Annotated in this window: 8 protein-coding genes and 1 pseudogene; 5 read left to right on the plus strand and 4 right to left on the minus strand. The window is 62.2% G+C overall.

Going from position 1 to position 9,795, the window contains the following annotated elements; translation table 11 throughout:
• Positions 1 to 234: hypothetical protein (locus tag PGW49_RS10100; protein ID WP_416335480.1), on the plus strand; the 234-nt coding region annotated here is incomplete at its 5' end.
• A 271-nt stretch (positions 235 to 505) separates the two neighbouring features.
• On the opposite strand, the pseudogene PGW49_RS10105 reads toward PGW49_RS10100, so the two are convergent.
• The 4 genes and pseudogenes from PGW49_RS10105 to PGW49_RS10120 all read right to left on the minus strand — a co-directional run.
• Positions 506 to 808, minus strand: a pseudogene (locus PGW49_RS10105) (sugar transferase); the annotation flags it as partial.
• Between the two features lie 144 nt (positions 809 to 952).
• The gene (locus PGW49_RS10110) at positions 953 to 1,543 is read right to left on the minus strand and encodes a hypothetical protein (RefSeq protein ID WP_270226411.1); all 591 of its coding nucleotides are present in this window, start codon (positions 1,541 to 1,543) and stop codon (positions 953 to 955) included.
• 448 nt (positions 1,544 to 1,991) lie between these two features.
• Positions 1,992 to 3,755 carry a threonine--tRNA ligase gene (thrS, locus tag PGW49_RS10115; RefSeq protein WP_055309551.1) on the minus strand — a complete coding sequence of 588 codons (1,764 nt, stop codon included), beginning with the start codon at positions 3,753 to 3,755 and terminating at the stop codon, positions 1,992 to 1,994.
• 225 nt (positions 3,756 to 3,980) lie between these two features.
• Complete coding sequence (locus tag PGW49_RS10120) at positions 3,981 to 4,412, minus strand: double zinc ribbon domain-containing protein (RefSeq protein ID WP_055251579.1); 432 nt, start codon at positions 4,410 to 4,412, stop codon at positions 3,981 to 3,983.
• 407 nt (positions 4,413 to 4,819) lie between these two features.
• Here PGW49_RS10120 and PGW49_RS10125 point away from each other — a divergent pair, with 407 nt between their 5' ends.
• From PGW49_RS10125 to PGW49_RS10140, 4 genes are all read left to right on the plus strand, one after another.
• Positions 4,820 to 6,274, plus strand: coding sequence for an NAD(P)/FAD-dependent oxidoreductase (locus PGW49_RS10125; protein WP_270226412.1), 1,455 nt, complete (start codon positions 4,820 to 4,822; stop codon positions 6,272 to 6,274).
• Between the two features lies 1 nt (position 6,275).
• On the plus strand, positions 6,276 to 7,634 hold the full coding sequence (locus tag PGW49_RS10130) for an NAD(P)/FAD-dependent oxidoreductase (protein ID WP_270226413.1): 1,359 nt from the start codon (positions 6,276 to 6,278) through the stop codon (positions 7,632 to 7,634).
• Positions 7,635 to 7,637: 3 nt separating this feature from the next.
• Positions 7,638 to 8,048, plus strand: coding sequence for a DUF1667 domain-containing protein (locus tag PGW49_RS10135; RefSeq protein ID WP_270226414.1), 411 nt, complete (start codon positions 7,638 to 7,640; stop codon positions 8,046 to 8,048).
• A 473-nt stretch (positions 8,049 to 8,521) separates the two neighbouring features.
• The gene (locus PGW49_RS10140; RefSeq protein ID WP_270226415.1) at positions 8,522 to 9,610 is read left to right on the plus strand and encodes a M24 family metallopeptidase; all 1,089 of its coding nucleotides are present in this window, start codon (positions 8,522 to 8,524) and stop codon (positions 9,608 to 9,610) included.
• Positions 9,611 to 9,795: the final 185 nt, after the last annotated feature.

A 9,795-nucleotide genomic window follows, 5' to 3' on the forward strand; every position in this document is an offset into this window, starting at 1 on the left:
GGGTCCTGGCGCTACGCCCAGGCCGGCCACCAGCCGAAGCTGATGCCCAAGGGCTCCGGAGTCCCGCTCGAGATAAGGATGCACGGGAGGAAGGGGTCCGAGCGCCTGCTCCGGCGCCGCGAGGAGATGATCGCGAGGGGCATGCCCCAGGCGAAGGCGAACGCCGCCACCGCCGCCGAGCTCGTGAGGTGGCTGTGGGCCCTCGGCACGATGTGCCGGGAGGCCGGCGAATAGACATAGCCCCCGTCCCGGCGAGCCGGGCAGCCTTCGGGGACACCCCCGTTCTCGCTGTGCGCGCGGCGGCCGCCGCATCCGCGTCGACAGACTTGGGGAGCCCCGCCGAAGGAGAGGATTGCGGGCCGCCGGAGCGGTATCCGCGGATATGAGACTGAGCCGAAGGCGTCGACGACATGCCGGGGGCGGACCGGGACGGGTTCAACGGCAGGCCCCGCCGATGCAAGCGGTCGGCGGGGCCATTGTGGCTCTTGACAGCGGATTGGGTCATATGAGCGAGGCGCTCGTCGGCGTCTTTGTACATGGAGCGGAACTTCCACATGCGGAAGGTGGACAGCCTGCCGTCGCGGTGGGTCTGGCCCACGCGGATCTGGCCGTAGAACGGGTTGCCCTCGCTCTCCAGGCGGATGGCCGCGGCGAGCACAAGGCTCGGAATAGCGATGACGGCCAGCACGAGGCCGCTGAACACGATGTCAAACGCGCGCTTCACGGCACGGTAGCCCAGGCGCGTGCGGTCCCAGTCCTTCACGGCCTGCATGGCCTTGTAGCGCACGCTCACCTCGCCGCGATTCATGGCCTGGGCTATAAGTGCGGCTCCCACCGGCACGTTTTGCCCTGTCACTTCTTTAGTAGTCAAGTTCAAATCCACGTCCCTGCCCCCAGGGATCCCCCAATCGATGAATTCAAATTTCGAATGAATTGCCAGTGCGACGTCTCCTCACGTCTTACTGAGCACGTCTAACGGAAGCAGCTCCCTAAAAGCGGAATCGCCTTCGCCCACGTCTACAAGGCACCAGCGCTTATGACGGTCGATCTTCTTTACACGGGCCTCTTGCCCCACCAAGGGCCCCTGCTCTATGTGCAGCACGCCGTCTTCTATGCGGGCGACGCTGTTGCGCACCACGCCGTCGTCGTCCAGCACGCTGCGGTACCAATCCTGCGCATCGTCCGGCATGGGCATGTACGCCCGCTCCCTACTACCGGCGATGCGACAGCCAAAGCTCAACTGGGCCAAAGCCCTATCGAGCGCAGCGGCATCGTGCGTGGCGACGAAGAAATATTCCTTGTACATAGGTTTGGTTTGGAGCGACCATGCGCCGTCCCGCTTAAACCAGAACTCCTTTTGCATCACAAAAGCGTCCTGCATAAGGTCGTGCGGGATAATGCGGCGAACCTTTTCGCAGGTCTCGCGCTCTTTTCCAATGGGGGTGTGGACCAGATACCAGCGGACGCGGCCGTGCTGGCTGTTGGTGGTGGCGCCGTTAAAAGCGCCGGGCAGCTGCTCTTGGCGCCGCATTGTCTGTTCCATCTCTCGCCCCCTTAACTTGCGTCCGCGACGCACGCGGATGCAGGGGCGTTAAGAACAGGCTTCTCGCTCGCAGCTAGGCGCAGTCGCAAAAGTACAGGTTTTTGTAGTGGGGTATGGAGATGTGTCCGCTCTCGCTGCAATTTGCGCAATCTGGGAAAACGGTCTGGATTTATTCGTATAATGAGCTTCGTCGAAAGATACGAAAAACTGTACATTTTTGCGCAACAAAAAAGCCGCTCTACCAGCGGCTTTTCTCATATATGGGCAATATTGGATTGTTACGGGGTCATTTTACTTTGCAAAACAGTTACGGGGGTTGTCGGCATCTTGTGAGCGTTGCGCAACTGCAACTAACCCTTCCCAGCCCCTTGCTCGGCATAAAAAACGCGGCCGCCCCGAGCATGGGACAGCCGCGTATACATGCGGTTTATAAACCTTTGGCTTCGCCTTAGGCGCGAGTCTTGATCTCCTCGGTCACCTTGGCAACAAACTCGTCAACGCTCATCTGAACGGTCTCGTTGGAACGATCACGGACGGAGATGTTGCCGGCCTCGACCTCCTTCTCGCCCAGGATGAGCATGTAGGGAACGCGGTCGATGCTGCGAGCCTCGCGAATCTTGTAGCCGATCTTCTCATCGCGGTCGTCGCAGACCACGCGAATGCCGGCCTCCTCCAGCTTGGCGCACACCTCGTGGGCGTAGTCGCGGCTCTTCTCAGAGACGGGAAGCGCCTTGACCTGAACGGGAGCCAGCCAAGTGGGGAACTTACCCGCAAAGTGCTCGATCAGAATGCCGATGAAGCGCTCGATGGAGCCAAAGCACACGCGATGCAGCATGATGGGGCGCTTCTTGGTGCCGTCGGCGTCCACGTACTCCAGGTCAAAGTTGAGCGGCATCTGAAAGTCGAGCTGGACGGTGCCGCACTGCCAGGTACGGCCGAGCGAGTCCTCCAGGTGGAAGTCGATCTTGGGGCCATAGAAGGCGCCGTCGCCCTCGTTGACCTCGTAGTCCATATGCAGCTGCTCCAGAGCGGTGCGCAGGCCCTCCTCGGCGCGAGCCCAGTCCTCGTCCGAACCCATGGAGTCCTCGGGGCGGGTGGAAAGCTCAACGTGATACTTAAAGCCAAACTTCTGGTACACGGAGTCGATGAGGTTGACCACGCCCACGATCTCGTCGGTCAGCTGGTCGGGACGCACAAACAGGTGGGCGTCGTCCTGGTTAAAGCAGCGCACGCGGAACAGGCCGTGCAGGGCGCCGCGCAGCTCGTGGCGGTGCACCAGGCCAATCTCGCCGGCGCGAATGGGCAGCTCGCGATAGGAGTGCGGCTTGGAGGCGTACACCAGCACGCCGCCCGGGCAGTTCATGGGCTTAATGCAGTACTCTTCGTCGTCGATGACGGTGGAGTACATGTTGTCCTTGTAGTGGTCCCAGTGGCCCGAGGTCTTCCACAGCTGCTTGTTCATGATGAGCGGCGTGGAGATCTCCACGTAACCGGCCTTGTGGTGGATCTCGCGCCAGTAGTCCAGCAGCGTGTTCTTAAGGATCATGCCGTTGGGAAGGAAGAACGGGAAGCCGGGGGCCTCGTCGCGCATCATAAAGAGGTCCATCTCGCGGCCGATCTTGCGGTGGTCGCGCTTCTTGGCCTCCTCCAGCATGTGCATGTGCTCGTCGAGCTCTTCCTTGGTGGCAAAGGCGACGCCGTTGATGCGGGTGAGCATCTTGTTGTCCTTGTCGCCCTTCCAGTAGGCGCCCGAGACGCCGGTGAGCTTAAAGGCCTTGAGGGCCTTGGTGTAGCAGATGTGGGGGCCGACGCACATATCGATGTAGTCGCCCTGCTGATAGAAGGTGATGCGGGCGTCGTCGTCCAGGTCGCCGATGTGCTCGACCTTGTACTTCTCGCCGCGCTCCTCCATAAGGGCGATGGCCTCGGCACGGGGCTTCTCGTACACGGAAAACTTGAGGTTCTCCTTGACGATCTTCTTCATCTCGGCCTCGATCGCGGGGAAGTCGTCCTCGCTGATCTTGACGCCCTCGGGCAGGTCGACGTCGTAGTAGAAGCCGTTGTCGGTCGCGGGGCCATAGGCAAAATCGGCCTCGGGATAGAGACGCTTGATGGCCTGCGCCATGATGTGCGCGGCGGAGTGGCGGATGACGTGCGTGACCTCGTCCTGCGGGAGCTCGGCCACCGAACCGTCATTGTAGAGTGCCTTCATGGGTATGTTTTCTCCTCTCGGATGCCTGATGCAAGTGCGTGCAATGCGCTCGGCGTTTTTGACTTGCATCATTATAGGCAGGTTGCCTTGGTATACAAGCGCCCGCCGCACCTTAATGGCACGGCGGGCGATTTTCTACGCATGCTTCATCGTGTGGGCGGGGCTGCGGGGCGCGCGTGGCTTTCGGCGTGCCTGTTGCTTGCGGCCGGCCCGGCGATGGATGCGTTACTGGATGCGAGTTCGGCAGTAGGGGCAGACCTTCCAGTGCGCATCGAGCGGGCGATGGCAGCTGGGGCATACGTTGCGAACCTGGGTATCGCACACCGGGCAGACGACGAAGTCCTTCTCGATGGGCGCGCCGCACTGCGGGCAGGTGCCGTACTGGGCAAGCTGGCGCTCGCGCAGAGCCATGTCCAGTTCCTGTTCCTCGCGGTCGGACGCGTAGGAGTGCGGGCGCAGGACCAGGTAGGCAATGAGGCCCACAAACGGGATGAGGGCGATGATGCCCCATGCCACGTAGGCGCTGGCGCCGCGGCGGCGAGCGTCGATGAACACATAGACGACCGACAGCACATACAGGGCGATGATAAAGCCAACAAAGGCATAGACGACGCCCATAAGCTGCGGCGACATGAGCTCGGAGATGTACTTGGACATTACGGGTACCTTTCGGAATATTAACAGTCCGGTCAAGTTTACCACGGGGTTTGTTTATATGGGACCACGGCTAGGGGCGGGGCTGGTGCGGACACAAACATCTCAATCAGTAACAGGTGGGAGCGGAATCCGGGTCTAGATGTTACAGATCGAGACAAACGGAGGACCAGCCAGACTAACATCTCAATCTGTAACATCTGGAACCCAAATCCTCGTCTAACTGTTACAGATCGAGACGAACGGTTGCCGTAGTTGTCGGTAGACGAGGTTGTCGACGCTGCCGGGGTCTCCACTCGCCTGCCGTTGGCGGGTGTTGCGGGGCTGTTCGCCGCATTGCTGTCGCACTGGGGGTGTGCGGACCGTAGGATAGTCTTATTGACGGCCTGTCAACTCGTCTGGGAGGCACTGTGACAGAAACGTTTGATATCGCAATTGTGGGCGCGGGCATCACCGGATGCGCCATCGCGCGGCAGCTCGCGCGCTACGACTTGTCCATTTGCGTGGTCGAGGCGGCCAACGATATCGCGCTGGGCGCGTCGAAGGCCAACGGCGGCCTGGTGCACGCAGGCTACGATCCGGCTCCGGGCACGGTAAAGGCGCAGGTCAACGCCCGCGGTTGCGAGCTATATGGCACGTGGGCCCAGGAGCTGGGATTTTTGTTCCGCCGCACCGGGTCGATGGTGTTGGGCTTTAACGACGAGGACCGCGCGCATCTGGAGCAGCTGCGGAGCAATGGCCTTACCAACGGTGTGCCCGAGCTGTCGATCGTTGGACCCGACCGCATCCACGAATTAGAGCCGCGCGCCAGTGCCGATGCAACGTGCGCGTTGTGGTGCCCCTCGACTGGGTTTGTCGACCCGTTTGAGGTTGCCATCGCCGCGCTGGAGAACGCCGTGGACAACGGGGTGACGTTCATGCGGTCCGCTCCGGTGGAAGCGATTGAAGTCGCGCGCTCGGGTGACGACGCGCGCTTTACGCTGGCGACCCCCGCTGGCAACGTGCGCTGCCGCTACCTGATCAACGCCGCGGGCAACGGCGCCGCCGACATCTCGCATATGGCGGGCGCCGAGGAATTCCAGATGGTCTGGCGTCAGGGCAACATCGTGGTGCTGGACAAGGAGCCGCGCACGCTCATGCCGCTCTACCCCGTGCCGACGCCGGTGTCGAAAGGCGTTATCGTGACGGGCACCGTGCACAGCAACACCGTGATCACCGCCACGGCTGCCGTGCGCGAGCCGGGCGACACGCAGACCTATGCGAGCGATGTGAACGCGCTGCTGACCGGCGCGCGCAAACTGGTGCCCGATCTGGACACGCGCCGCGTGGTGCGCGCATTTGCCGGCGGGCGTCCGGTCATTCAGGGAACAAACGACTTCTTTATTGGACAGTCGGCCGTGGTGCCGGGGCTTTTCCAGGCGGCGGGCATTCAGTCGCCGGGTGTGGCGAGCGCGCCGGCCATTGCCGAGCGCATGGAGCAGGTACTGCGCGACGCCGGCGTGGCCCTGCGCGAACGTGCCGATTGGGACCCGATCCGCCATGCGCCGGACGACTTTGACCGCGCGCCGCTTGCGCGCAAGGAGGAGCTCATCGAGTCCGATCCCACGTGGGGACAGATTGTCTGCCGCTGCGAGACGGTGCCCGAGGCCGAGATCGTGGCCGCGATTCAACGCCGCCCGGGCGCGGTTTCGGTCGAGGGCGTCAAGCGCCGCTGTCGTGCCGGCATGGGACGGTGTCAAAGTGGCTTTTGCCAGAGCCGCGTGGTTGCGATCCTTGCCCGCGAGCTGGGCTGCGACCCCAGCGAGGTATTACTGGAGGACGCCGGCTCCTGGCTGGTTGAGGGACCGTTGAAGGGGGTGCGCTAGGATGGCGGAATTCAAATCGAGCGCGATTGATTGCGGCGTCGTAAAAGCCGTACAAACGCAAGCCTTCGACGTGGTCGTTATCGGCGGCGGACCTGCCGGCATGGCGGCCGCGCTTGCCGCGCAAAAGGCAGGCGCGCACGTGGCCATCGTGGAGCGCGAGCAGCACCTGGGCGGCATCCTCCGCCAATGCATCCACCCCGGCTTTGGCCTGTCGCACTTTAAGCAGGAGCTCACCGGTCCCGAGTACGCACAGCGCTTTATCGACCAGGTGCGCTCGACCGACATTGCGCTGTTCCTGAACAGCATGGTGATTGGGATTGATTCGGGCGAGTCTACGGAAGACACCGCGGTCCATACCATCACGCTCATGAATCCTGAAGGCATGCTGCAGCTCACCGGGCGCGCGGTCGTCCTTGCCATGGGGTGCCGCGAGCGCACGCGCAGCGAGATCAAGATTCCCGGCAGTCGTCCCGCCGGCGTGTTTACGGCCGGCCTGGCGCAGCGATACATCAATATCGAGAACCTCAAACCCGGCTCGCGCGCCGTCATTTTGGGTTCGGGCGACATCGGGCTGATTATGGCACGTCGCTGCACGCTCGAGGGTATTTCGGTCGAGGGCGTGTACGAGCTCATGCCGTACGCCAACGGCCTGCGCCGCAACGTCAAAAACTGCCTGGACGACTTTGGAATTCCGCTGCACCTGTCCACCACCGTCACACGCGTGATCGGGCACGACCGCGTGGAGGCCGTCGAGGTGAGCCAAGTCGACGAGCGCCTGGCGCCCATTCCGGGGACCGAGCGCATTGTTCCGTGCGACACGTTGCTGCTTTCGGTGGGCTTGATTCCCGAGAACGAGCTTTCGGTTGCCGCGGGCGTTGAGCTTGATCCGCGCACGCGCGGCGCCGTGGTGGACCAGAGCCTGCAGACGGGCGTGCCGGGCATCTTTGCCTGCGGCAACGTGCTGCACGTGCACGACCTGGCCGACAACGTAACAACCGAGTCCGAGAGGGCTGGCGCAGCTGCGGCGGCGTACGCGCTGGGCGGCGGAGCCGAGACGGACGCGGTCGCGGACACGGGCTGCGAGCTCACGGTCTCCCCCGCCGGCATCGCGGGATACGCGCTGCCGGGACGCATTACGGCCGTGGCGCTCACCAAGCTAAACTTCCGCGTGCGCCGACCCGTCGACGCCGCCCGCGTGCGTATTCTGGCAGGCGGCGAGGAACTGTTCGCAGGCAAGGTCCGTGCATTTAAGCCGAGCGTCATGGAAAGCTTCCCGCTGCCGGCGAAGGTGATTCAGCGCGCACTCGACCTAGGTGCTAGAGAGATTATTCTGTCTGTCGATCCCATTGAGGAGGCATAGCTCATGAGCACGAATGCGACCGAGATGCTGCAGTTCAACTGCACCACCTGCCCATCCGAATGCCTCCTGACCGTAGAGGTAGAGCGTGACGCAGACGGCGCCGTGGTAGAAGTGCGCTCCGTAACCGGCAACAACTGCCCACGCGGCGATAAGTTCGCGCATCAGGAGCTCACCTGCCCCATGCGCGTGCTCACCACCACCGTGGCCGCATCCGGCGGCGACGAGGCGCTTCTGCCTGTGCGCACGGCTGAGGCCATCCCGCTGGCACTCCACGCCCAAGCCATGAACCTCATCCGAGGCCTAGTCGTCAACGCCCCCATCCGCATGGGCGACGTCGTGCTAGAGAACCTCCTAGACACCAACATCAACCTAATCGCCAGCATGAACATCGACCGAGCCCAAGTAGCTAATTAGGGACGGGGCACTTTTAGCTACTCCACCATCCGCCCGGTCCTCCTCCGCAGTTGCGGTGAAATAGTTCCTGATTTCCGCCAAAACCCCGGCATCCAGGAACTATTCCACCGCAACTATCCTTGGAATCGGTATTTAGCTTGTGCCTACTTTAGTGCCATTTCAAAACTATGCCGGATTACGGGGCTGATTCGGAGACCCCCATCCATACCGGCCATTTTCAATTTTTGACAAGCCATCTACATGCGGTTTTAATTTCGCGATTTTTGCCATGGTCAAGTAATACAGGTCCAGCCCCGTAATCCGCCATACTTTTGAAACCAGCTCATTTGGGACGGGCCTCTTTTAGCTACTTTTGCCCGAACGTTCGCTAGACAGCCCATGCTAAGGAGTGTCCCAAGGTGCCGGCATAAAAGGAACGTCCCTATGTGCCGGGCTTGGGATACCATGGTGGCACCCTAGCGAAAGGACGATGTATGGCACATGTCGATGACCAGCGTGTGGCGCGCGTGCTCGATGCGCTCGAGGCTCAGCACCCCGGCGCACAGCTGCTCGTAAACGACCCGTGGTCGATCTATTACCTGACCGGCTTTTATGCCGATATGTTCGAGCGTTTTTGCGGCGTGCTGCTCGCACGCGGTGGCAAGCCCGTGATCTTGGTCAACGCGCTGCATCAGCTGCCGGAATACGACAATGCGCGCGTTGCCTACCACACCGATACCGACGTCGTGGCCGGCGCCATCGCTCGCGAGGTCGATCCGACCAAACCACTCGGCATCGACACCGTCATGCGTTCCGGCTTTTTGATGCCACTCATGGAGCGCCATGCTGCGAGCGAGTTTTTCCTGGGCGACTTTGCTGTCACCGCCGCACGCACCTACAAAGACGCTACCGAGCAGGAGCTTATGCGAGCGTCCTCTGCCGCCAACGACGCCGTGATGGCCGATACCATCAAGCTCGTTCACGAGGGCGTGACGGAACGCGAAATTGCCGACCAGATGCTCGGCCTGTATCGCAAGCACGGCTGCGAGGGCTTTAGCTTTCCGCCCATCGTGAGCTTTGGTGCTAACGCCGGCGACCCGCACCACGAGCCCGACGACACCGTGCTCAAGCGCGGCGATGTGGTGCTGTTCGACATTGGCGGGCGTCGTCGCAACTACTGCTCGGACATGACGCGCACGTTCTTTTGGGGCGAGCCGGACGAGGGGACGGCGCGTATCTACGACATCGTGCGCCGTGCCAACGAGGCCGCCGAGGCGCTCATCGCACCGGGTGTGCGCATGTGCGACCTGGACCGCGCCGCGCGCGATGTGATTGAAGACGCGGGCTATGGGCGGTACTTTACGCATCGCCTGGGTCACTCGATCGGCCTGCAGGACCACGAGCCGGGCGACGTTTCACTCGTCAACGAGCAGGTCGTAGAGCCGGGCATGACGTTCTCCATCGAGCCGGGCATATACCTACCCGGCCGCACCGGCGTCCGCATCGAGGACCTAGCCCTGGTGACCGAGAACGGCGTCGAGATTCTCAACGCCTACCCCCACGATCCGCTCCGCCTAGACTAGGCAATGCGGCAAAGGGACAACCCCTTTGCCGCATCCTGCCAAGGCTTCGCCACAAAAACGGCCTATCTACTACGTTTAACCCGCACGGGTCGACCATAACCGACTTTTCGCAAAATCCGCAAGCCATCTACCTGCACTGATAATTGTTCTCGGGGGAAGCGGGCACTGCGGGGCGCGGCAACGGC

This window comes from Collinsella aerofaciens (genome assembly GCF_027679495.1).
Lineage (GTDB): Bacteria > Actinomycetota > Coriobacteriia > Coriobacteriales > Coriobacteriaceae > Collinsella > Collinsella aerofaciens_AK.